The sequence below is a fragment of the Pseudorhizobium halotolerans genome, assembly GCF_902153235.2.
Classification (GTDB): Bacteria; Pseudomonadota; Alphaproteobacteria; order Rhizobiales; family Rhizobiaceae; genus Neorhizobium; species Neorhizobium flavum.
The window spans coordinates 1,365,346-1,385,538 of sequence record NZ_CABFWE030000005.1; the positions used below are offsets into that span (position 1 = coordinate 1,365,346).

Here is a 20,193-nt window from a genome sequence, read left to right on the forward strand (position 1 = left end):
AGAGGCCGCCATCGCGGCCTCTTTCTGTTTCGGCTACTTGACCGCTGCATTGCCTCCATCGGCAAACAGTGCCGTGCCCGCAACGAAGCTCGCCATCGGTCCGGCAAGGAAGAGCGCCGCGCGCGCAATCTCCTCCGGCTGCGCGATTCGCTTCAGCGCGTGCAGGCCGGCCGCCCATTCCTTCTGTGCCGCATCGCCAGCGGCCGGGGTATCCACGCCGCCGGGCAGCAGCGCATTGGCCCGGATGCCGCGGGAGCCGTAATCGGCCGTGATCGCCTTCACCAATCCCATCAGGCCGGCCTTGGCAGATGCATAGGCTCCCATATTGGGAATGCCCACGCTTGTTCCGACGAAGGTGGAGGTGAAGACAATCGACCCGCCTCCCCCTTCGAGCATGGCGGGTATCTGCCGTCTTGCGCCGAGGAAGGCGCCGGTGAGGTTGACGGCGAGAGCCTCTCCCCATTCCTCCGGCATCACCTCGGCAAGCGGCTTGTACGGTCCGACCGAGCCGGCGTTGTTGAACGCGATGTCGAGGCCGCCGAACATGTCGCCCGCCGCCTCGATCATTCTTCGGTGCGTCTCGTCCTCGCCCACGTCGCCGGCAACGGCATAGGCACGCCCGCCGGCAGCAGTGATCTCCTCGACCACCACCTGGAGGTTCTCCTGGCGGCGGGCGTTGAGGACGAGCGCCGCGCCTTCGGCCGCGAACAGCCTTGCGGCGGCAAGCCCAATTCCGCTGGACGCACCGGTGATGATGGCAACCTTGTTCTCAAGCATCTGGATCTCCTTCCCTGTTGAGACCCATTGCCTAGCCAGTGCCGGCTTGTGTCGACACCCGTTCCCTGACCCGAAAACAGTCCCGCTATGCCTTGCGGTTCACCATGTAAACGCCTGCGACGACGATGACCGTTCCGACGATCATCGGCAGCGTCATCGGTTCGCCGAACAGGAAGAAGGCCTCGATCGCCACCACCGGCGGCATCAGGTAGATGAGCGAAGCGGCACGCGATACCTGGCCACGACGGATCAGGTAGAGCAGCAGCCCAACGGCGCCCATGGAAATGCCGAAGACCGACCAGGCCATGGCGAAGATCGCCTCCCCCGTCCAGTCGAAGCGCAGGTCCTCGAACGCAAGCGCCAGTGGCAGCGTCACCAGAAAAGCGCCGACAAACTGCAAGACAGCGATCGTCAGGAGGTCGCCCTGCTGCAGGTGGCGCTTCTGGTAGAGCGTGCCATAGGTGACCGAAAACATCGCGAGAAGGTTGACCATCACGGGGAAGCCCAGTCCTGCCAGTCCCTTCTCAAACGTGTCGAGAAGTTGCGGCGAGATGGCGATCAGGATGCCGACGAAGCCGACGACGATGCCGATCTTCTGGCGGGGGCGAAGCCGTTCGCTGATCAGCAACGGCGCCATGGCAGCCGTCAGCAGCGGCTGCAGCCCGGCGATGATCCCGGACAGCCCCGCCGGCACCCCCTGCCCGATCGCCCACCAGACGCCGGCCAGATAGAGGCCATGCAGGAAGACGCCGGAGAGCATCGCATACCCGGCCACCCTGCGGCTTGAAGGCCAGGTCGCGCCGACGGCGAGGCAGAGGCCGGTAAACGCGATCGCCGCCAGCGCATGGCGGGCCGCCATGAAGGTCAGCGGATCGGCATGCGCGACCGCGAACTTGGCGACCAGCCAGCCGGTGGACCAGAGAAGGACGAAGAGGGCCGGAGCCAGGCGGTCGAGCATGAAGGAGTCCCGGCAGACGGCAAGGAGGGAACGGCCTTCCTAGTCGCCGACCGGCGGCACGTCAAAGCAGAAATGCTGACAGCGAGGATCAGTCCGGTTGAGCAGGAAGAACCGGAGGGCGCGGAGCAGCGCCGGAGGTACCGGCCCTCAGGCGACCTTCGCCTGCAGCGAGAGCACGCGGCGGAAGCTGACGTCGAGCGTGTTGTAGGCAGCCTGCATCATGTCGAGATCCTGCAGATGGCTGACGGCGGCAATCGCTTTCATCAGTTCGCCGACACAATCGGCCACATCGCCGGGATCGGTCTCAAAGGCTTCGCGAACGAGCTCGTGGCCGACGCTCGGCGAGCCACCGATACTGCGGTAGAGGAGAAGCGACGCCTTCAGCATCTGGAAGCGAAAATCGGCGGCCTTGTTGTCGAGCGAGGGATGCTGAAGCTGCAGAAGTTGGACAGCCCGATTCTGTATTTCACTCATAATGCCCCCGTACTCAAAGACAGACCCAGACGCGCGAACAGTAGAAGCGAACCAGTATACAGGCCGTTAAAGAAACACGTTCGGGAGTTGCCATCCGCCGTGACGAGCGCCCGCCCGCAAGCCCGGCGCCAACTCCGTGTGATCCTGTCTCCCCGAAATGGGGAAACGGCATGCTGGTCGGGCAATCGCTGTTCCAGTCGGTACTGACCCGGCTGGACGAGGAAGGCAAACAGGATGAGGACGAGACGTACCAGCCCGCCTTCCGGCAGGCTGGGCTGAAGACGGCTTTCGTCGCCGCCACGACGGAGGCCGATACCGATTCGGAGGCGACGGGCCACGCCGCCCGAGACGCCTATCTCGACCTGCTGGCCGACATCCCGGAACCCGAAACGGAGCCGAGGGGTGAACAGGTGACGGAGCAGCCGGTCGAAGAACCGACACCACCGCACCTGCTCCGGCTTGCCGAAGCAGAGATTGCCGAGGAACTGGCCGTCAGCGAAACGGACACGGCCGAGACGCTGGCGGAAAAGCGGAGGCGGTTTGCCAAGGACAATCATCCGGACCGGGTGCCGGAGGCGCTGCGGGACAATGCGACGCTGAGGATGAAGACCGCGAACCTCTTGATCGACCGCGCCATGAAGGACCTCTACTGGCGCTCCTCCTGAGCAGACTTCTGGGCCGCATCTGCGGATGGCCTGCGGTTGAATTCGTAGAAGAGCTTGTAGGCGGAATAGATCCCGAGCGCGCCGACGATCATTCCCCAGACCGGCGCCCCGCTCCAGAATTCCAGGCCGGCCCAGCCGGCACAGACGCCGACGATCAGCAACCGGGCCCAGAGGGGCTTGTAGAAGGGATGGTCGAGGTCGATCATGTCGTCATTCTCCGGCCGCCTGGATTGGTGCACGCAGGGAGAGGATATCCTGATCTATGCGCTGAAACGCAAGCCCCAGATGCCCCTCGAAGACCAGTGCCGGCTCATCGGGCACTACGTCGAGCTGGGGCATGCCGGACAGGCGCACCACGTGGGTCTGCGCCAGTCCTTCCTCGACGCCCGCCCGCATCAGGTCGTAGTAGCGCATTCCCGGCCCGGTGATGTGGACCGGCATGTGGCCGTGCAGGCTGAGGAGACGCGACAGGCCGTTGCCGAGCGCAATACCCGCCTGCCGGAAAGCGAAGCCCGCCATCCGATGTCCCTGTCGCGCCTGCTGGGCGATCTTGTCCACCTCCGGCAGCGGAACGAACTTCGCCGGCACGGTGTCCACCGGCACCTCGAACGCCGTCCGCAGAACGGCATAAGACCCCGCATAGGCCTCGATGCAGCCGCGTGCCCCGCAGCGACAGAGCGCACCACCGGGAATATGCAGCATATGCCCGAAATTCGGCGCCGAGATTTCCGTCTCCCCGTCGCGGGTGATGCGTGCGATGCCGAGGCCGATACTGTGGCCGAGCGAAAGCGCCGCCAGCGACGCGGGGGCCTCGCCCTTGCGGGCGAGACGCTGCTGCAGCGCCTTTGCAACCAGCAGGGTTTCGTTGTTGAGGATGACCTTGCCGCCCCACTCGTCGCCAAGAGCCAGCCGGAAATCGACGGGATCGGCACCAAGCACGGGAGACCAGACGAGCACCGGCGCATCGGCGCTGACGAGACCCTTGCTGCTGATCGACACGAGGAGCACCTGCTCGCGGCCGATAGACGAACGCTCCACCGCACGCTCCAGCCCGGCGTTGATGGCCGCAATGAATTCCGGAGCCGCCCCTCGCCTTGCCTCGGCGAACCGATCGAGCAGTGTGCCGGCATAGTCGACGAGCGAATACTGGATCAAATCGGAGGAGACGATGACGGTGATGACGTAGCCGCAACCGCGCGTCTGGCTGAAGAGCACCCGCGGGCGGCCGCGCCCCGTAGCCGCCTGCTGCTCGCTCTTCTCGATGATCGCGCTGCGCTCGAGTTCGGCGGTGATGGCGGAGACGGTGGCCGAGGAAAGGCGGGTCGCTTCGGCAAGCTGCGTGTGGGAGAGCCTGCCGCTGCGCCGCAGAGCGGAAAGGACCAGCGCGCTGTTCTGGTGCCGGACCAGTTCGGTACTCGACTTGCCCAGCATCTACGCCTGCATCTCCCTCGGGTTCATCCTCCGATAGTCGAAGAGGCGACTTCACTCAATCCACCTCATTGACTCCCCGGAAAATCTCTGACAGTTAATTTCTCGACTGTCGAGAAAAAAGCGATCCTGCTTTGACTGGCAGCTAATCTGGCGGGGGGAGAGCACGGAAGGCTTTGGCCATCCGCCGTCATTCGGGAGGACATCATGAAGTCAATCGTCAAGCTGATGGCTGGTGCAGCCATCGTCGTCACAATGCAGACCGCCGCTCTGGCGCAGGAACTCGTCGTCGGCGTTTCCTGGTCGAACTTCCAGGAAGAACGCTGGAAGACCGATGAAGCCGCGATCAAGACCGCCCTCGAGGCAGCCGGCGCGAAGTACATTTCCGCCGATGCCCAGTCGTCCGCTGCAAAGCAGCTTACCGACGTCGAGTCGCTGATCTCGCAGGGCGCAAACGCGCTGATCGTCCTGGCGCAGGACAGCGACGCGATCGGCCCGGCCATCGAGAAGGCGACCGCGGAAGGTATTCCGGTTGTCGGCTATGACCGCCTGATCGAGAACCCGGAAGCCTTCTACATCACCTTCGACAACAAGGAAGTCGGCCGCATGCAGGCCCGCGAGGTCTTCAAGGTGGCACCCGAAGGCAACTACGTCTTCATCAAGGGCTCCTCCTCCGATCCGAACGCGGACTTCCTGTTCTCCGGCCAGATGGAAGTGCTGAAGGAAGCCATGGACTCCGGCAAGATCAAGAACGTCGGCGAAGCCTATACGGACGGCTGGAAGCCGGAGAACGCCCAGAAGAACATGGAGCAGTTCCTGACGGCCAACAATAACGAGGTGGATGCAGTCGTCGCATCGAACGACGGCACCGCCGGCGGCGCGATCTCCGCTCTCGACGCCCAGGGCCTTGCCGGTTCCGTGCCGGTGTCCGGCCAGGATGCTGACAAGGCAGCTCTGAACCGCGTCGCGCTCGGCACCCAAACGGTGTCTGTCTGGAAGGACAGCCGTGAACTCGGCAAGAATGCGGCCGAGATCGCTCTGGCTCTCGCCGGTGGCAAGACCATGGACGAGATCCCGAATGTCGAGACCTTCACGGGCGGCCCGAAGGGTGCCGAGATGAAGTCCGTCTTCCTCGCTCCGCTTCCGGTCACCAAGGACAACCTCAATGTTGTCATCGAAGCCGGCTGGATCAGCAAGGAAGAGGCTTGCCAGGGCGTGAAGGCCGGCTCGGTCGCCGCCTGCGACTAATCGCCAGCCGATAGCCAGGGAAGTCCCGGCGTTACAGCCCATCGCCGTAACGCCGGGATTTGTCATTGAAGGGGCGGTTCTCGACGATCCGCCCGCAGACGGCGCACTCCCGATTGGATGCAAGACGTCCCGGATGCGCTCAAGAGGTGGGGAACGGCAGGAATGGCCGATACGATGCATTCTACGACAACCGGCGGGCCGCGCCATGCGGATGCCAACCCGGTAACGCGCTTCTTCCGCGCCACCGAGATCGACACACGCCTTCTCGGCATGATCGGTGCGCTGCTGATCATCTGGCTGGGCTTTCACTTCCTGACGGGCGGGCTGTTCCTGACGCCCCGCAACCTGTGGAACCTGACCGTACAGACATCGTCGGTGGCGGTCATGGCCACCGGCATGGTGCTCGTCATCGTCACTCGCAACATCGACCTTTCGGTGGGCTCCATCCTCGGCTTCACCGGCATGATCATGGGCGTGATGCAGGCGCAGATCCTCCCGCAGCTGCTCGGTTTCAATCATCCCGCCATCTGGATCGTAGCGCTTGCGACGGGCCTGCTGGTGGGCGCAATGATCGGTGCATTGCAGGGATCGATCATTGCCTTCCTCGGCGTCCCCTCCTTCATCGTCACGCTGGGCGGGCTGCTCATCTGGCGTGGCGCCACATGGTTCGTCACCAGTGGCCAGACGGTCGCGCCGATGAACCCGACATTCCGACTGATGGGCGGGGGCACGGAGGGCTCGATCGGCGCCACCTGGAGCTGGATCGTCGGCCTCGTCGCCTGCCTTGCCATCATCGCGGCCATCATCAACGCGCGCCGGCAGCGCAAACGCTTTGCCTTCCCCCGCAAGCCTGTCTGGGCCGAGTACGTGATCGGTGCCATCAGCTGTCTGGTCGTTCTGGGTGTGGTGCAGGTGGCCAACAGCTACTACTGGCCCGTCGCCATTGCCCGCCGATACGCGGAAGCCAGCGGCATCGACTGGCCGGAGGGCGGCCTCCTGATCTCGCACGGCATCGCCATTCCCGTGCTGATCGCGATCGGCGTCGGCATCGTCATGACCTTCATCGCCACCCGCCTGCGGTTCGGCCGCTACGTCTTTGCCATCGGCGGCAATCCGGAGGCGGCAGAGCTGGCCGGCATCAAGACCCGCTGGGTGACCGTCCGCATCTTCGCGCTGATGGGCATGCTCTGCGCCATCGCCGCCGCCATCTCCACGGCCCGCCTGAACGCGGCGACGAATGCGCAAGGTGAACTGGACGAACTCTACACGATCGCGGCCGCCGTGATCGGCGGAACCTCGCTCTCGGGCGGCATGGGCACGATCGCCGGCGCCATGCTCGGCGCGCTGGTCATGCAGTCCCTTCAGTCCGGCATGGTGTTGCTCGGCATCGACACGCCGCTGCAGCGCATCGTCGTCGGTGCGGTCCTGGTGCTCGCCGTCTGGCTCGACACCGTCTACCGCGCCCGCGCCAAGTAACAGGAGTTTTCATCGTGACGGACCAACACACTCCGCTCGTGGAAATGCGGAATATTTCCATCTCATTCGGCGGGATCCATGCCGTTGAGAACGCGAGCATCGACCTTTATCCGGGCGAGGTCGTCGCCCTGCTCGGCCACAACGGCGCCGGCAAGTCGACCCTGATCAAGATCCTGTCGGGCGCCTATCGCCGCGATGCTGGCGAGATTCTGATCAACGGCGAGCCTGCCGACATCAAGAACCCGCGAGACGCCAAGAAATTCGGCATTGAGACGATCTACCAGACGCTCGCCGTTGCCGATAACGTCGATGCCGCCGCCAACCTTTATCTCGGCCGCGAACTGCAGACGGCCTGGGGCACGCTCGACGATGTCGCCATGGAAGCCAATGCGCGCAAGGTGATGGGGCGTCTCAACCCCAACTTCAAGCGCTTCAAGGAACCGGTGAAGGCGCTTTCGGGCGGCCAGCGGCAGTCGGTGGCGATCGCACGTGCGATCCTCTTCGACGCCCGCATCCTCATCATGGACGAGCCGACGGCAGCGCTCGGGCCGCATGAGACGGCGCAGGTGGGCGACCTCATCAAGCAGTTGAAGAAGGAAGGCATCGGCATCTTCCTGATCAGCCACGACATCCACGACGTCTTCGACCTCGCCGACCGCGTCTTCGTCATGAAGAACGGACAGGTGGTGGGCCATGCCCGCACAGAGGACGTGACCAAGGACGAGGTGCTCGGCATGATCATCCTCGGCAAGTGCCCGCCCGGCGCCACGCCTGGGCCGGGTGCAATGATGATGGCATGAATGGGGGGCTCTTCGGAGCCCCTTCCCTTTCTGCCCGCTCGTGTCACCACTCGATCGCGCTGCCGTCATAGGCGAAGAACCGCCCGCTCTGGGCCGGCTGCAAACCGTCCAGCACGTCGAGCAGCATCCGCGCCGAATGATCGGGGGACAGGCGCTCGCGCCCCGCGCTGTAAGGCTCCGACAACGGCGTCGTCACCGTACCGGGATGAAGCGCCGCAATCACCGCCTGCGGATGCGTCCGCGCCGCCTCGATGGCGGTGGTCCGGACGATCTGGTTGAGCGCCGCCTTCGAGGCCCTGTAGGAGATCCAGCCGCCGAGCCGGTTGTCGCCGATCGAGCCGACCCGGGCAGACAGGGTCGCGAAGACCGCCCGGCGATCGCGGCGCAGGAGCGGCAGGAAGTGCTTGAAGATGAGCGCCGGCCCGATCGCGTTGACGGCAAACTGCTTCGCCATCGCCTGCGGATCGAGCACGCGGATGGTTTTTTCGGGCCCGATGCCGTCGATCGTCAGAGCGCCCGTCGCGTCGAACACGAGATCGAACGGCGTGCCGTCACGCAGCCTTTCAGCGGCAGCGGCAATGGTGCCCTCCTCCGTCAGGTCGAGACCGTCGTCGCGGCGCGACAACGTCTCGACGCCGCCGCAGCCGGGCTCGTCCCGCAGCAGCTCCGCCGCGGCCGCACCAATCCCGCCGCTCGCGCCGACGACCAAGGCACGGTATCCCGATGGCAGAGACTTTATCCTTCCCCTTGGCATTGCCCGCTCGCCTTGACCGCAGACGCGGCTGCGGCCGCCTGACCGGCCTTATCATGACCCTGTACGAGGCGCTCCGGCCACCGGTTCAGGCGCGCGATCTATTTTCCGCGCCAACCAATCATGGGCATTGATGCCGGCCGCATCCTGGGTTAAGTACCAGCCATCGGAGCGGCGAGCGAGACTCGCCGGCGGTTAGCACCCGTAGCTCAGCTGGATAGAGTGTTGGATTCCGATTCCAAAGGTCACAGGTTCGAATCCTGTCGGGTGCGCCATTTACGTTTTGTTCAGCCTGGAGACATCGGTAACAGATTGTTCCTAAGACATGGGTGACAACCTCGTGCCGAACGGGTTGTCGATGGTTTGCAAGGTCCTCTGCTCCAGGTCGATGTATCCCAGATCATAATGCATGAAGCTGACGAGCCAAATGCCGTCGTCGACTTCCTTGATTCCGAGTTTTTGGCCGGCCAGCACGGTCGAGATATTTATCTTCTTGCGATAGATGCAGATGCGGCCGCAATTGGTGACCAGGGCCTCTCTGTCATGGAGAGGATAGTCGATCTCCGGCAGGCCGGTATAGCTGCGCGATGACCCCGTGTAGAGCTCGGCGGGAGCCTTCATTGCCAGCGCCTCATGCGGCCGTTCGGTATTGAATTCGCTGACGAATGCATCGAAGCGCGCTTGCTGCTGGAGAATGTTTTTGCCGGGCGGACGGGTGGCTTCCTTCTTCAGCGTCAGGTGCATGCGCTCATGCCGACCGTTCTGTTGGGGACAGCCCGGCCTGATGCGCTCGAGCGCGATGCCGAGCCGCAACCACCAGACCGACAGCTTCGAGAGATTGTAGAGCCCATTGGGACTGGCGAAAGGCAAACCATTGTCGCTCCGGATCGCTCTCGGCAGACCGTATTCGACAAACAGCCGGCGGAAGGCATCGAAGACCGCTGGTTCGCGCGTCGATTCAAAGGCTTCGCAGGCGAGGAGGTAGCGCGAGGCCTGGTCGGTCACCGTCAGCGGGTAACAGTATTGGCCGTTGCCGAGCTTGAACTCGCCCTTGAAGTCGGCGCACCAGAGATCGTTCGGCAGCAATGCCTGGGACAAAGCCGTTCCTCCGGCCCGGCAGCGTTGCCGTTTGCGGGCGTGCGCGACCAGTCCGTGCCGGTCGAGAACGGCATGGACAGTGCTTTTGGCCGGCACCCGCACGTCGCCGGCCAGGCGCTTTACCAGCAACTCTCGGATCTTGCGTGCGCCCCAGTGCGGTTTCTCCTTCTTGAGGCGCACGATCATCGCCTCGACTGGTTCGGGCAACTGATTGGCGTAACGCACCGGCCGACGCGATCGATCCGTCAGCGCCTCCAGGCCGTCTTCCTTGTAGCGGTTGAAGATTTTGTAGCCGGTCTTGCGCGAGATGCCGAACTCCCGGCACACATCGCTCATACCTTCGCCCTCCAGCAGCCGGGCGACAAAGCGTAGACGTTCCTCCATCATCGAAGTCTCTTTCCACGGCATCAACACCTCCCGCGAAAAAGCGGAAAGTGTTACCCATGTCTCCGGTACAAAACGTCACCTATCTCTCAGGTCGGGCATTCGAACATCCTCCGGTTAAGCTGCGTTTAGCGAAGCTCTACCGCGCGGGTTGAGCGTCCGACCTGAATCCGGCGATGCATGTGATCCTCGATGAGCCCTCATCACCTTTGCCGATGCTTTGAGAGTTGCGAGGCACGCAGGTGTCGGAAAGCGACCGGCACGGACGAGCATGACGTTTCGCAGGCATGCCGGGTGGATTGCGTACTATAAACTGCGTGATACTCTGTCCTTTATTTGGAGGACAGCGAGTGTCGGTCCTGGAAGGCTTGTTTCCCGAGGTGGCCGCGGGCGGATTTACTCGCATGGAGGCGAGGATCCAGTTCTATTCTCGCGTGCGGGCATTGCTCGAGCCCAATCACCATGTTCTGGAATTTGGCGCCGGTCGCGGCAAGTTCCATTATCTTGAAAGCGATCCCCTCAAGCGGATCACGGACATCAGCCGGATTCCCGCACGGTATGCACTGTTTGATGTCGATCCCGTTGTACTTGAGAACCCGACAAGCGAGGATCGACATGTCGCAGCCGTCGGCGAGAGCCTGCCTTTCGAAGACGATAGTTTCGATATCGTCCTCGCCTGGATGGTCCTGGAGCACATTACCGATCCCGACTTCTACGCCAGCGAACTGGGCCGAATTCTCAAGCCCGGCGGGTGGCTCTGTGCAGTGACGCCCAACAAGTGGGGCTACTTCTCCGTTGGTGCCCGGCTGATCCCGGAGCGGCTTCATGGGACTTTTCTCAGGCGGCTGGTGCCGCATAAGAAGGCCGAGGATGGCTTCGAAACAGTCTACAAGCTCAACACGCTGGCGGCGTTGGAACGACATTTCCCGGCACCTGACTTCTCTCACCACAGCTACTACTACGATCCCGGGCCGGGATATTTCGGAAGGTCGATGACGCTGGCGCGAATTATCAGGGCCTAAATTACCTCGTGCCACATTCCTGCTGCCACACCTTTTCGTTTTCGTGCAGCGAAGAAGCTAGAGATCGAGTATCTCGGCTATGGAAGGGAGCGGGGCATTCAATATCGTGTCCCACCGATTGGCAGGACCTTTCGTTGTTCCCTCTGCCTCACTCTCGTCAAGCGGCGGTATGCACCTGCTCGATCCATTTTCCGCCGAGATCCCGCAGCGTTCGGCAAGGCGAGAGCGCCGGCAGTTCAGCGGCCTGGCTCGCTGCAGGCTAGGCGGCGTGCGGGCGGGCGCGGACTGGCCTCCATTGATAACGGGCGCCATGACCACTACTTCCATCCTGATGTCTAGGGTCGGACGCATGCGGGTCGAATGGGAGTAGGAATGAACAGAAAGCGTGCCCGCGTTACCTTGGCGGCGTGTCTGCTCGTCTGTGGCGCGGCCAGCGCTGGGGCAGTGGAGGTGGAGAGCTTCGGCTTTCCCTATGCCCATGGACGCTTCGAAAGGTTCACCAATGTCACGGAGTCGGAGATCGGCGAAGCAGCGGCCCTTCGGATGGAGGAGCGCTATCCGCAGGTAAGGGAGACACAGCTCTTTTGCGTCGGCCTGTCCGGGCCCCTCCTGGCCTACATCGATGGGGTATTCTATGCACTCAACGAAAAGGCAGGGCGGCAAGGTGCCTACGTGACGACAGATGCAGGCCGGGCGGATGTACTCGACATCAACAGGTCGCCTTCACCGCTGGCTGGCGATTACCTTACCATTCTCGCCCTGGCGAGAAACGCCGGCGAAGCCTGCCAGACACTTTTCCAATAGCGCCGGCGCGTGTCTCAAGGCAGTAGCCGGAGATTGTTTAATGCCTCGGGTGGCGTGCACTACGGACTTCCTCATATGGCGCCGCTTCGATCTGGCTCTCAGCTGCTCGGCTGGTGTGGTGTCTTCTGCCAGAAGAAGGGTTTCGCCCGCAATTCCATGACCGCTTTCCACGAGGCGATGGAGGTCAGCAGCCAGTAGAGCGGAACACCTGTCCAGCGCATGCCGACTTGTCGCTGCTCGTCATCCGTCATCGCCTTGATGCCGAGCGTGACGAAGATCAGGTAGCTGCCGAAGATGTTGACCGCATCGACCACGAAGAGCATCAGCACCCGTGCAGGGATGTCCTCTGCGGGCGCCGCTAGCATGGCAAACGCACCCTCGACCAGGAAGACGAAGATCAGCGGATGCAGGAGGGATGACAGGAGCATGCCGCCGATCAGCAGCTGGAAGATGAGGACGTTGCGCAGGCCCATCTGCGCAACGAGCCTGCCGGGCTGGCGCATCAACACCAGCCAGGTCTGCACCCACCCCTTGAACCAGCGCGTCCGCTGCCCCATCCATACCGCACGCGTGGTCGGCGCATCCTCCTGCGTCGGCCGTTGAAGCACATTGGCGCGATAGCCGAGGCGAAACAGCCGCAGCCCGAGATCGGCATCCTCGGTCACATTGAACGGGTCCCATCCGCCGACCTCTCGCAATGCCGCGACGCGGAAGTGATTGGAAGTCCCGCCGAGCGGGATGGGCATACGGTGACTGGCAAGCCATGGCAGGAGGGCGCGAAAGAGGGCCGAGTATTCGAGCGCGAAAAGTGCACTGATCCACGACGCCTTCGCATTACTGATCACGAGCGGTGCCTGCAGGCAGACGACCTCGGCGGGAAGTTCGCAGAAGCGGGAGTAGGCTTCGCGCAACTGGCCGGGGTGCGGCCGGTCCTCCGCGTCGTAGATCACCAGGAAGTCGCCACTGACACCGTTCAGAGCATAGCTGAGCGCCTTCGGCTTGGTGCGTGGTGCCGCCGGTGGAACCTCGACGATCTCGAAGTTCGCCGGCAGCGTCTGGGCTCGCAGCGCGTCGATCGTTTCCCGATCATCCGCTTCGCAGACAAGCTTGATGTCGAGCAGCGGAGACGGCCAGTCAATCCGCTTCAGGCCGTCCACCAACTGCCGGGCGATGGCCGCCTCCCGGTAGAGGGCGACCAGGATGGTGTAGCAGGGCAGGGGACCGGTGACGTCGCGCACCTGAGTTTCGTGTCTCTGCCTGTGGTGCAGAAGCGCCATGATCCTCAGGATGAGCCCGAGGAGGTAGAGATAGGAAAGCGCCGGGTGGAGGGACGAAAAGAATAGTCCCGGCGCAGTCAGGGCGCAGGCGACGAGCGTCGCGGTCAGCAGTCCAGCAACAAAACCCTGTCCTCCCATCAGGACGATCCGCGCCGAAAGGTCCTGCCGCTGATCGAATAGCTCTCCGACGGTGTGACGAATCCTCCTGAGCGCTCCCGCCTCCCATACCGCGGCGCGCAGGGCGGTTGGTGTGGTGACGACAAGCCCCTCTCGCAGCGATGGCCGGTGCGCGAGGGTCGCTGCGAGATCGCCGAGGCGTGCCGCCCGGGGGATCACTGCCATCTGCGGCGCCTGTCGTTGATGCTGCAGCCGGATCATGGTGGGGCGACGCAATTGCGTGTCGGCATGCTCGCTGTCGACGACGATCGCGCTGTCGATCCTCTCCAGGAAGGGGAGTCGCAGGAACCGCGCCATCGCGCCATAATAGGCGTTCTCCTCTATGCCCGGATGGTGGAGGAGTTCCTGCTCAAGGCTGGTTCCGTGGTTTCGTGCCTTGGCGGCAATGGCTTCTACCAGTGGCTTGGAGAAACCGAGGGACTGCAGTGCGGCCGCTTCGCCGGCTGGCGCCGGCGCCGCGTCAAGATCCCGTTGCGCCGCCGTCTCCGGCACCCGGCCGTCATGGCCGGCGTCTCCGCCCCGAAGCGAAGGCGCTTGCGAATATTCCCCCAGACGCATGACTCTGTTACACCGTCCTGCCGCCCTGTCCCGAAATGGATCATAGACATGCCCGCATTGCTTACATCCCTCAGAAGGCAGGGGATATTTCTCCTTTGGGTTGTCCTGGGGTGTGGCCTCGCCTTTGCCCCCGCGCACGAGGCAGCGGCGCAGGATACGGAACTGCCGGTGCTCTTCGATGCGCGCGAACGCCTGCCGCGCCCGGATCTCTCTAGCCTGCTGCGGCTGCGGATCCTGACGACTGCCGATTTTCCGCCCTTCAATTTCGCCGATCAGACCGGCCGCCTTACCGGCTTCAACGTCGATCTTGCCCGTGAAATCTGTCTCGAACTGAAGATCGAAAGCCGCTGCCAGATCCAGGCACTGCCTTTTGAGGAGCTGGAAGAGGCTTTGGCGAACGGTAACGGCGATGCGGTCATGGCCGGGGTAGCGGTGACGGCGGAACGCCGCGAGTCATTCTCCTTCTCGCGTCCCTATCTGATGATCCCGGCGCGTTTCGCCCGCCATGCTGACCGCGATCTGGGGGAATTGGACGGGAACGCGCTTGCCGCGCGGACCGTCGGCGTGGTGAACGGATCGGCCCATGAAGCCATGCTCAAGGCCTTCTTCCCGCGCGCTATCCCCGTGCTGTTCGCCGACCAGAATGCGCTGCTCGACGCCCTGAAGGATAACAAGGTCGCCGCCGTCTTTTCCGACGGTCTGAGGCTGCCCTTCTGGATTGCCGGTGAGGCCTCCGCAAACTGCTGCCGCCTCTACGGCGGATCCTACTTGTCGGAGACCTTCCTGGGGGAAGGAGTGACGGTGATGCTGAAGAAGGACGACGACACCCTGCGGGATGCCTTCGATCACGCGCTGGCAACGCTATCCCGCAACGGCCGCCTGCAGGACATCTACCTGCGCTACTTCCCGCACGGGCTTTACTGAGCGCCGGAGTATATTCCTACTGGCTTGCCCAGATGATCCTGGCCACCCATTCGATCTCCGCCATCTCGAAGGTGCGGTTCGGATGGTCGGGATTGAGCGAGGTCAGCTCGATGCTGCGCGGCGTCTGCCGCAGCAGCACCTTGGCCATCACCTCGCCGTCCCGGGTCTTCACCACGACGCGGTCTCCGCGGCGAACCTGCGCACCCGGCTCGACGATCAGCACGTCCCCGTCGCGGTAGAGCGGCACCATGGAATCGCCCTGGACCTCCAGAGCATAGACACCGGCCTTTCGCGACGGGGAGGCGGGGAAATCCACCACGTCCCATCCCTGGCCGGCTGGAAAGCCGCCATCGTCGAAGAAGCCGCCGGCGCCGGCCTGCGCGAAGCCGAGCAGGGGGATCGAACCGGCCTGCGGCGGAAAGCTACCCGTCGGGACGTCGGATCGTGCCTGGCCTGGCAGCGAACTCAGAAACTGGTCGATCGTGGCGCCCGTGGCCTCCAGCACCTTGGCGATCGACTCGGTCGAAGGCCATCGCAGCCGCCCGTCGGGCCCCAGTCGTTTGGACTTGTTGAACGATGTCGGATCCAGGCCTGCCCGGCGCGCCAGACCCGAAGGCGTCAGCTTGTGACGGGCGGCGAGTGCATCGATCGCACCCCAGATCGTGTCGTGTGACAGCATGACGATACATACTCCGGCGGATCGTCGTGGGCCTTGCGCCCCGAACCGTCTCGCCATCCAAAGGCATGGCGCACCGGGATGCCTTTTCGGAGCACATCCCGGCGCAGGCAGCCATACGGCCACTGACAACAGATTAGCGAAACGGAAGTCCCGGGTAAAGGGAAGGAAGGAATAAAATCCTTTCCCTAGGCCACCATCGGCATGTTGATCCTGCTGAGCTTGATCACCGCCTGGGTCCGGCTGTCGACATTGAGCTTCAGGAGGATGGCAGAGACATGCGCCTTGATCGTCGCCTCCGAGACGCCGAGTTCATAGGCGATCTGTTTGTTGAGGAGGCCTTCTCCCAGCATGGCCAGCACGCGGCTCTGCTGCGGGGTCAGTGTCCTCAACCGCTCGAGCAGTTCGCTCACGCCCGGATCCTCATCCGAGACCGGGAGCGGAACGTCAGGTGCCCATATGTCGCCCTCCAGCACCGCATTGATGCCGGCACGAATGTCGTCGAGGCCGGAGGACTTGGAGATGAAACCCGAGGCGCCCAGTTCGAGCGCCCGCCGGACCGTGTTTCCATCGTCGGTCGCCGATACGATGACGATCGGCAGTGCCGGAAACTCTGCCCGGAGCGACATCAGCCCGGAAAAGCCGCTCACACCCGGCATGGCGAGGTCGAGAAGCATTACATCCGCCTCGGGATTGTCGCGTGCGGCCTTGCGGGCTGCCTCGAAGTCCCCGGCCTCGATGATCCGGCGCTCTTCGCCTAGGTCGTGGACCGCCTGTTTCAGCGCGCCCCGGAAGAGCGGATGGTCGTCGGCTATGAGGATCGTCAGTGTCTGCATTCCACGCCCCCTCCCAAGAGCCTAGTCGCATATTTGCATACAGTTTACGCGGGCCGGGCTCCGGAAACAATAGCCCTCTTCTTGTGGTGGAGAATCTGGGTGCGGCGCTCAGGTCCTCTGGGGCGTTTGCTCGGCATTGTCGCGCTCCGTCGTGAACTCCTCGATGATCTCCATGAAGCGTCGCATGAAGCGCTCCATGATGGAAAGGCTCTGCTCGATCTCGGCCTCTCCCGGCAGGGCATTCTGGGAAGGCTGGGCGTCAAGCCGCTTCTCCAGCGCGGTCACCCGCTCGCCGAGCAGGTCGAGTTCCTTTTCGTAGGCGGCCCGCTCGTCGGCCGCCATCCGGCAGACCAGGTTGCCTTCCGCCTCGCGGCAGAGCGACACCGCACCGGTTTCCCGGTCGAGCCGGATGAAGCCGCTCTCGGTTCGCTCCAGCTGGAAGCGCGATGGGTCCGTGTCCTGGGCATAGGCGTATGCGGGCAGGGCCAGGGGCAGAAGGATCCAGAACAGTCTTTTCATTTAGCTTCCCTTTCCTGCGGTGGACAAGCCGGTCTCTTTGCGGCAAACCGCCGGTCAGCAATCGACGCGTTTCCGAAAGCGGCCCATGAACACTATCGTCTATAAGATCGTTCCGCGAGCGCTTTGGCAGCAAGCCAGGCAAACAGGCGTTTTTGAAGGCGCACCCGTCGATCTGCAGGACGGCTTCATCCATTTCTCCACGGCCTCGCAATGCCGCGAAACCGCCCGGCGTCATTTTTCCGGCATGGACGACCTGCTGCTCGTCGCCATCGATGGTGATGCGTTTGGGGAGGCGTTGAAGTTCGAGCCTTCCCGCGGTGGTGATCTTTTCCCGCACCTCTACGCCCGGCTTCCGATGGATGCCGTATTGTGGGAGCGCTCCCTGCCGGTCGGCGACGATGGGCTGCATATTTTTCCTGAGGAGGTCGTCTGATGTTCGGCCCCGTTACCGACCTGGCACGTCAGGCGCTCTTCCTTCTTGATCCGGAAACGGCCCACGGCATGTCGATCGCGGCACTGAAAAGCGGGGTCGTCCCCTCCTGTCGCGTTCCGGAGGACCCGCGCCTCGCCGTGACGGTTGCCGGAATAGGCTTCCCCAATCCGCTTGGAATGGCGGCCGGCTACGACAAGAATGCCGAAGTGCCGGACGCGCTGTTGAAGCTCGGCTTCGGTTTTGCGGAGGTCGGGACCGTGACACCGAAGCCGCAGGCAGGCAACGAAAAGCCGCGCATCTTCCGCCTCGCTGACGACCGGGCGGTGATCAATCGGCTCGGCTTCAACAACGAGGGGCATGAGGCGGCCTTCGCACGCCTTTCCGCACGCAATGGGTCCGGCGGCATCGTCGGCGTCAATATCGGCGCGAACAAGGACAGCGCCGATCGCGTGGCGGACTATGTCGCCGGCATCAGGCGCTTCTATCCGGTCGCGAGCTATTTCACGGTCAACATCTCCTCGCCCAACACACCCGGCCTGCGCGACCTGCAGGCCCGCGGCAGCCTGAAGGCGCTGCTCGAAGCCGTCCTTGCGGCCCGCGCGGAGGAGGCATCCAGGGTCGGTCGCTCGCTGCCCGTATTCCTGAAGATCGCTCCCGATCTGACCGAGGAAGGGCTCGATGATGTTGCGGCCGAAGCCCTGGCACACGATCTAGATGGCCTGATCATCTCCAACACGACGCTCTCCCGCGATGGTCTGACCGATCGTCGACATGCCGCGGAATCAGGCGGGCTGTCGGGCGCCCCGCTCTTTCGCCTGTCCACGGCCGTCCTCGCGAAGATGCGGCAGCGCGTGGGAGCGGCACTCCCGCTGGTGGGGGTCGGGGGCGTCGGAAGTGCCGAAGATGCCATGGAGAAGATCCGTGCCGGTGCGGACCTTGTGCAGCTCTATTCCTGCATGATCTACGAAGGTCCCGCCCTGCCGGCTCGCATCCTGCGCGGCCTGTCCGACCTGCTCGATCGTGACGGGGCCGGCTCCATCCGCGACCTGCGTGATAGCCGGGTGGATCACTGGGCGGCGATGAAGCTCTGAGCCGTCTTGCGCGGCACCATGGCGGCGAGAAACACCCCTCGCATCAGCAGGAACAGGTTGAGGGCCGCCCACAGGCCGTGATTGGCATAGGCCGGCACCAGTGTCAGCAGCGCCAGGCAATAGGCGGCGAATGACATCAGCATCATGTTGCGCATCTCCCGCGACCAGGTGGCGCCGATGAAGACACCGTCCATCTGGAAGGCGAGCGCTCCGGCAAGGCCGGTCATCGCGGCCCAGGGAAGATAGGCGATTGCGATTTCCCGCACCTCCGGCGATGTCGTCAGCAACTGGATGATCGGCTGGCCGAACAGCAGGAAGAAGGCAGCAAGGACGCCTGCCATGGCGAAGGACCAGACGGCCGTGAGCTTGATGGCACGGCGGAACGACGGGCGATAATTGGCGCCGACGGCCCGCCCGGACAGTTGCTCTGCAGCGCCCGCGAGCCCGTCCAGGAAGAATGACGAGAGCATGAAGATGTTCATCAGCACGGCGTTGGCGGCGAGCGTCACCGCACCGAAGCTTGAACCGACCTTCGTCAGGAGCGCGAAGGCGCCGTTGAGGACCAGCGAGCGGATCAGGATGTCGGCATTGAGCTGGAAGAGCTGCTTCAGCTTGTACCGGTCGAGGAGGTCTGCCTTGGTCGGCCGCGAACCAGGCGAGAACCTGCGTATTACCAGCGCCAGGCCGACGGCGGCCGCCAGCACTTCGGCCGCAGCCGTTCCCCATGCCACCCCCGCAACGCCCCAGCCAAGCCACAGGCCCAGGATGATCGAAAGCAGGATGTTCGTGCCGTTCAACAGGATCTGCAGCGCCAGGCCGAACTTTGGCTGGCCGCGGCCGAAGACGAAGCCGAGGATGGCGTAGTTGAGAAAGGTCGCCGGGCTGGAGATGACGCGGATGGCGAAATAGTCCCGGACGACCGCCTGGACTGACCGATCGTCCGTCATTAGGTCGGGCGCTGCCCAGAGGATAACCGGCGCAAGCGCCAGCATCAGGGCGCCGAGCGAAAGCGCGCTGAGTGTGGCCCGCCAGAACACCGCCTGCAGTTCGCGCTCGTCGGCGCGTCCGAACGCCTGTGCGGCCAGTCCCGTCGTCGCGGTCCGGAAGAAGCTGAGGCTGCCATAGATGAGATCGAAGAGGATCGCGCCGATCGCGAGGCCGGCCAGCGCTTCAGCCTGGCCAAGGCGGCCGACGACTGCGGTATCGGTCAGCCCGAGCAGCGGCGTGGTCAGGAAGCCGAGCGTCATCGGCACCGCGATCGAAAGCACCAGCCCATGCGTGACCTCGAAGGGTCGCGACACGGCGGGCTGAGGCCTCGAGGCCGGCTCCATCAGGCCGACAACACCATTGCCCAATAGGGCCGGGATGAGGGGGATTGCGCGACCGCGACACCGACGCCGCTGAAGGAGCCCAGCATGTTCTTCAGGTGGCGCTGGGAATCGATCCAGGCCTGCACGGCGTCATCCACCGACCTCTGGCCGCTTGCGATGTTCTCTGCCGCAGGAAGCGGCACGTTGCGGCGCTTCATCCGGCTGGCGAAGTTGTCGCCCATGCCGATCAGGTGCGTCATCTGCTCTGCCTTCGCCATGCGCACGGCCTGCTCGGCGGCGGCGGCGCGCGCAGGCGCCTTGGCAGATAGCGCCGGAAGCCCCTGCTGGGCGCGCACGCGGTTGACCAGCGGCAGGGCCGCATCTGTCTCGTCCTCGACGCCGGCGACTGAGTCGGGTTTCAGAACGCTGGAGCATCCGGTTGCGAGGAGGCCGCAGCCCGCGAGCACCAGGAAGCTCCGTCTCGGAAGCGAATTTTCCAGTGTCATG

Annotated in this window: 22 protein-coding genes and 1 tRNA gene; 10 read left to right on the top strand and 13 right to left on the bottom strand. The window is 63.8% G+C overall.

Going from position 1 to position 20,193, the window contains the following annotated elements; genetic code table 11:
• Positions 1 to 33: 33 nt before the first annotated feature.
• The 3 genes from FN060_RS11655 to FN060_RS11665 all read right to left on the bottom strand — a co-directional run bounded on the left by FN060_RS11655 (position 34) and on the right by FN060_RS11665 (position 2,209).
• Positions 34 to 783: an SDR family oxidoreductase gene (locus FN060_RS11655; protein WP_142588167.1), complete on the bottom strand. Its 750-nt coding sequence runs from the start codon at positions 781 to 783 to the stop codon at positions 34 to 36.
• 79 nt (positions 784 to 862) lie between these two features.
• Positions 863 to 1,735 (bottom strand): DMT family transporter, encoded by an 873-nt coding sequence (locus FN060_RS11660; protein ID WP_077546859.1) that lies wholly within the window; start codon positions 1,733 to 1,735, stop codon positions 863 to 865.
• Between the two features lie 147 nt (positions 1,736 to 1,882).
• On the bottom strand, positions 1,883 to 2,209 hold the full coding sequence (locus FN060_RS11665) for a hypothetical protein (protein WP_052639029.1): 327 nt from the start codon (positions 2,207 to 2,209) through the stop codon (positions 1,883 to 1,885).
• A gap of 170 nt (positions 2,210 to 2,379) precedes the next feature.
• On the opposite strand from FN060_RS11665, the gene FN060_RS11670 reads away from it, so the two are divergent.
• Entirely contained in the window at positions 2,380 to 2,874 is a 495-nt protein-coding gene (locus tag FN060_RS11670) for a hypothetical protein (protein WP_077546860.1), read from the top strand.
• Here FN060_RS11670 and FN060_RS11675 read toward each other — a convergent pair.
• The gene (locus FN060_RS11675) at positions 2,856 to 3,080 is read right to left on the bottom strand and encodes a hypothetical protein (RefSeq protein ID WP_077546861.1); all 225 of its coding nucleotides are present in this window, start codon (positions 3,078 to 3,080) and stop codon (positions 2,856 to 2,858) included. The two genes, FN060_RS11670 and FN060_RS11675, sit on opposite strands and share 19 nt — an antisense overlap.
• 4 nt (positions 3,081 to 3,084) lie before the next feature.
• Positions 3,085 to 4,305, bottom strand: a complete 1,221-nt coding sequence (locus tag FN060_RS11680) for an ROK family transcriptional regulator (protein WP_077546862.1) — start codon at positions 4,303 to 4,305, stop codon at positions 3,085 to 3,087.
• Between the two features lie 204 nt (positions 4,306 to 4,509).
• Between FN060_RS11680 and xylF the strand changes: the two genes are divergently transcribed.
• The 3 genes from xylF (at position 4,510) to FN060_RS11695 (ending at position 7,826) form a co-directional block, all read left to right on the top strand.
• Positions 4,510 to 5,550: a D-xylose ABC transporter substrate-binding protein gene (gene xylF / locus FN060_RS11685; RefSeq protein ID WP_077546863.1), complete on the top strand. Its 1,041-nt coding sequence runs from the start codon at positions 4,510 to 4,512 to the stop codon at positions 5,548 to 5,550.
• A 162-nt stretch (positions 5,551 to 5,712) separates the two neighbouring features.
• Complete coding sequence (locus FN060_RS11690) at positions 5,713 to 7,026, top strand: sugar ABC transporter permease (RefSeq protein ID WP_077546864.1); 1,314 nt, start codon at positions 5,713 to 5,715, stop codon at positions 7,024 to 7,026.
• A gap of 14 nt (positions 7,027 to 7,040) precedes the next feature.
• Complete coding sequence (locus FN060_RS11695; RefSeq protein WP_077546865.1) at positions 7,041 to 7,826, top strand: ATP-binding cassette domain-containing protein; 786 nt, start codon at positions 7,041 to 7,043, stop codon at positions 7,824 to 7,826.
• Between the two features lie 43 nt (positions 7,827 to 7,869).
• On the opposite strand, the gene FN060_RS11700 is transcribed toward FN060_RS11695, so the two are convergent.
• Complete coding sequence (locus tag FN060_RS11700; RefSeq protein WP_142588168.1) at positions 7,870 to 8,580, bottom strand: SDR family NAD(P)-dependent oxidoreductase; 711 nt, start codon at positions 8,578 to 8,580, stop codon at positions 7,870 to 7,872.
• A gap of 195 nt (positions 8,581 to 8,775) precedes the next feature.
• On the opposite strand from FN060_RS11700, the gene FN060_RS11705 reads away from it, so the two are divergent.
• Positions 8,776 to 8,852: transfer RNA gene (locus FN060_RS11705), tRNA-Arg, on the top strand.
• A 43-nt stretch (positions 8,853 to 8,895) separates the two neighbouring features.
• Here FN060_RS11705 and FN060_RS11710 read toward each other — a convergent pair.
• Positions 8,896 to 10,083 (bottom strand): IS481 family transposase, encoded by a 1,188-nt coding sequence (locus FN060_RS11710; RefSeq protein ID WP_142588169.1) that lies wholly within the window; start codon positions 10,081 to 10,083, stop codon positions 8,896 to 8,898.
• 326 nt (positions 10,084 to 10,409) lie between these two features.
• Here FN060_RS11710 and FN060_RS11715 point away from each other — a divergent pair, with 326 nt between their 5' ends.
• Positions 10,410 to 11,081: a class I SAM-dependent methyltransferase gene (locus tag FN060_RS11715; protein WP_183949864.1), complete on the top strand. Its 672-nt coding sequence runs from the start codon at positions 10,410 to 10,412 to the stop codon at positions 11,079 to 11,081.
• A gap of 372 nt (positions 11,082 to 11,453) precedes the next feature.
• Entirely contained in the window at positions 11,454 to 11,885 is a 432-nt protein-coding gene (locus tag FN060_RS11720; protein WP_142588171.1) for a hypothetical protein, read from the top strand.
• Positions 11,886 to 11,983: 98 nt separating this feature from the next.
• Here FN060_RS11720 and FN060_RS11725 read toward each other — a convergent pair whose 3' ends face one another.
• Positions 11,984 to 13,897: a glycosyltransferase family 2 protein gene (locus tag FN060_RS11725; RefSeq protein WP_142588172.1), complete on the bottom strand. Its 1,914-nt coding sequence runs from the start codon at positions 13,895 to 13,897 to the stop codon at positions 11,984 to 11,986.
• Positions 13,898 to 13,945: 48 nt separating this feature from the next.
• Here FN060_RS11725 and FN060_RS11730 point away from each other — a divergent pair, with 48 nt between their 5' ends.
• Positions 13,946 to 14,821 carry a transporter substrate-binding domain-containing protein gene (locus FN060_RS11730; protein WP_142588173.1) on the top strand — a complete coding sequence of 292 codons (876 nt, stop codon included), beginning with the start codon at positions 13,946 to 13,948 and terminating at the stop codon, positions 14,819 to 14,821.
• Between the two features lie 16 nt (positions 14,822 to 14,837).
• Here FN060_RS11730 and FN060_RS11735 read toward each other — a convergent pair whose 3' ends face one another.
• From FN060_RS11735 to FN060_RS11745, 3 genes are all read right to left on the bottom strand, one after another.
• The gene (locus FN060_RS11735; protein WP_142588174.1) at positions 14,838 to 15,500 is read right to left on the bottom strand and encodes a S24 family peptidase; all 663 of its coding nucleotides are present in this window, start codon (positions 15,498 to 15,500) and stop codon (positions 14,838 to 14,840) included.
• A gap of 185 nt (positions 15,501 to 15,685) precedes the next feature.
• Positions 15,686 to 16,333, bottom strand: a complete 648-nt coding sequence (locus FN060_RS11740; RefSeq protein WP_142588175.1) for a response regulator transcription factor — start codon at positions 16,331 to 16,333, stop codon at positions 15,686 to 15,688.
• 108 nt (positions 16,334 to 16,441) lie between these two features.
• Positions 16,442 to 16,852, bottom strand: coding sequence for a hypothetical protein (locus tag FN060_RS11745; RefSeq protein ID WP_142588176.1), 411 nt, complete (start codon positions 16,850 to 16,852; stop codon positions 16,442 to 16,444).
• Between the two features lie 19 nt (positions 16,853 to 16,871).
• Here FN060_RS11745 and FN060_RS11750 point away from each other — a divergent pair, with 19 nt between their 5' ends.
• Together FN060_RS11750 and FN060_RS11755 are read left to right on the top strand one after the other, a co-directional pair.
• On the top strand, positions 16,872 to 17,285 hold the full coding sequence (locus FN060_RS11750) for a DUF952 domain-containing protein (RefSeq protein ID WP_244665758.1): 414 nt from the start codon (positions 16,872 to 16,874) through the stop codon (positions 17,283 to 17,285).
• The gene (locus FN060_RS11755; protein WP_142588177.1) at positions 17,285 to 18,376 is read left to right on the top strand and encodes a quinone-dependent dihydroorotate dehydrogenase; all 1,092 of its coding nucleotides are present in this window, start codon (positions 17,285 to 17,287) and stop codon (positions 18,374 to 18,376) included. Before FN060_RS11750 ends, FN060_RS11755 begins: the two co-directional genes overlap by 1 nt.
• On the opposite strand, the gene FN060_RS11760 is transcribed toward FN060_RS11755, so the two are convergent.
• Both FN060_RS11760 and FN060_RS11765 read right to left on the bottom strand, forming a co-directional pair.
• Positions 18,352 to 19,707: an MATE family efflux transporter gene (locus tag FN060_RS11760; RefSeq protein ID WP_142588178.1), complete on the bottom strand. Its 1,356-nt coding sequence runs from the start codon at positions 19,705 to 19,707 to the stop codon at positions 18,352 to 18,354. The genes FN060_RS11755 and FN060_RS11760 overlap by 25 nt on opposite strands.
• Positions 19,707 to 20,192, bottom strand: coding sequence for a CAP domain-containing protein (locus FN060_RS11765; RefSeq protein WP_142588179.1), 486 nt, complete (start codon positions 20,190 to 20,192; stop codon positions 19,707 to 19,709). The genes FN060_RS11760 and FN060_RS11765 overlap by 1 nt, the downstream gene beginning before the upstream one ends.
• Between the last annotated feature and the right edge of the window lies 1 nt (position 20,193).

Coding starts and splice junctions, on each gene's coding strand:
- FN060_RS11660 (WP_077546859.1), bottom strand. CDS start 1,735: ATGCTCGACCGCCTGGCTCCGGCCCTCTTCGTCCTTCTCTGGTCCACC.
- FN060_RS11665 (WP_052639029.1), bottom strand. CDS start 2,209: ATGAGTGAAATACAGAATCGGGCTGTCCAACTTCTGCAGCTTCAGCAT.
- FN060_RS11670 (WP_077546860.1), top strand. CDS start 2,380: ATGCTGGTCGGGCAATCGCTGTTCCAGTCGGTACTGACCCGGCTGGAC.
- FN060_RS11675 (WP_077546861.1), bottom strand. CDS start 3,080: ATGATCGACCTCGACCATCCCTTCTACAAGCCCCTCTGGGCCCGGTTG.
- FN060_RS11680 (WP_077546862.1), bottom strand. CDS start 4,305: ATGCTGGGCAAGTCGAGTACCGAACTGGTCCGGCACCAGAACAGCGCG.
- xylF (WP_077546863.1), top strand. CDS start 4,510: ATGAAGTCAATCGTCAAGCTGATGGCTGGTGCAGCCATCGTCGTCACA.
- FN060_RS11690 (WP_077546864.1), top strand. CDS start 5,713: ATGGCCGATACGATGCATTCTACGACAACCGGCGGGCCGCGCCATGCG.
- FN060_RS11700 (WP_142588168.1), bottom strand. CDS start 8,580: ATGCCAAGGGGAAGGATAAAGTCTCTGCCATCGGGATACCGTGCCTTG.
- FN060_RS11710 (WP_142588169.1), bottom strand. CDS start 10,083: ATGCCGTGGAAAGAGACTTCGATGATGGAGGAACGTCTACGCTTTGTC.
- FN060_RS11720 (WP_142588171.1), top strand. CDS start 11,454: ATGAACAGAAAGCGTGCCCGCGTTACCTTGGCGGCGTGTCTGCTCGTC.
- FN060_RS11725 (WP_142588172.1), bottom strand. CDS start 13,897: ATGCGTCTGGGGGAATATTCGCAAGCGCCTTCGCTTCGGGGCGGAGAC.
- FN060_RS11730 (WP_142588173.1), top strand. CDS start 13,946: ATGCCCGCATTGCTTACATCCCTCAGAAGGCAGGGGATATTTCTCCTT.
- FN060_RS11735 (WP_142588174.1), bottom strand. CDS start 15,500: ATGCTGTCACACGACACGATCTGGGGTGCGATCGATGCACTCGCCGCC.
- FN060_RS11740 (WP_142588175.1), bottom strand. CDS start 16,333: ATGCAGACACTGACGATCCTCATAGCCGACGACCATCCGCTCTTCCGG.
- FN060_RS11745 (WP_142588176.1), bottom strand. CDS start 16,852: ATGAAAAGACTGTTCTGGATCCTTCTGCCCCTGGCCCTGCCCGCATAC.
- FN060_RS11755 (WP_142588177.1), top strand. CDS start 17,285: ATGTTCGGCCCCGTTACCGACCTGGCACGTCAGGCGCTCTTCCTTCTT.
- FN060_RS11760 (WP_142588178.1), bottom strand. CDS start 19,707: ATGGAGCCGGCCTCGAGGCCTCAGCCCGCCGTGTCGCGACCCTTCGAG.
- FN060_RS11765 (WP_142588179.1), bottom strand. CDS start 20,192: ATGACACTGGAAAATTCGCTTCCGAGACGGAGCTTCCTGGTGCTCGCG.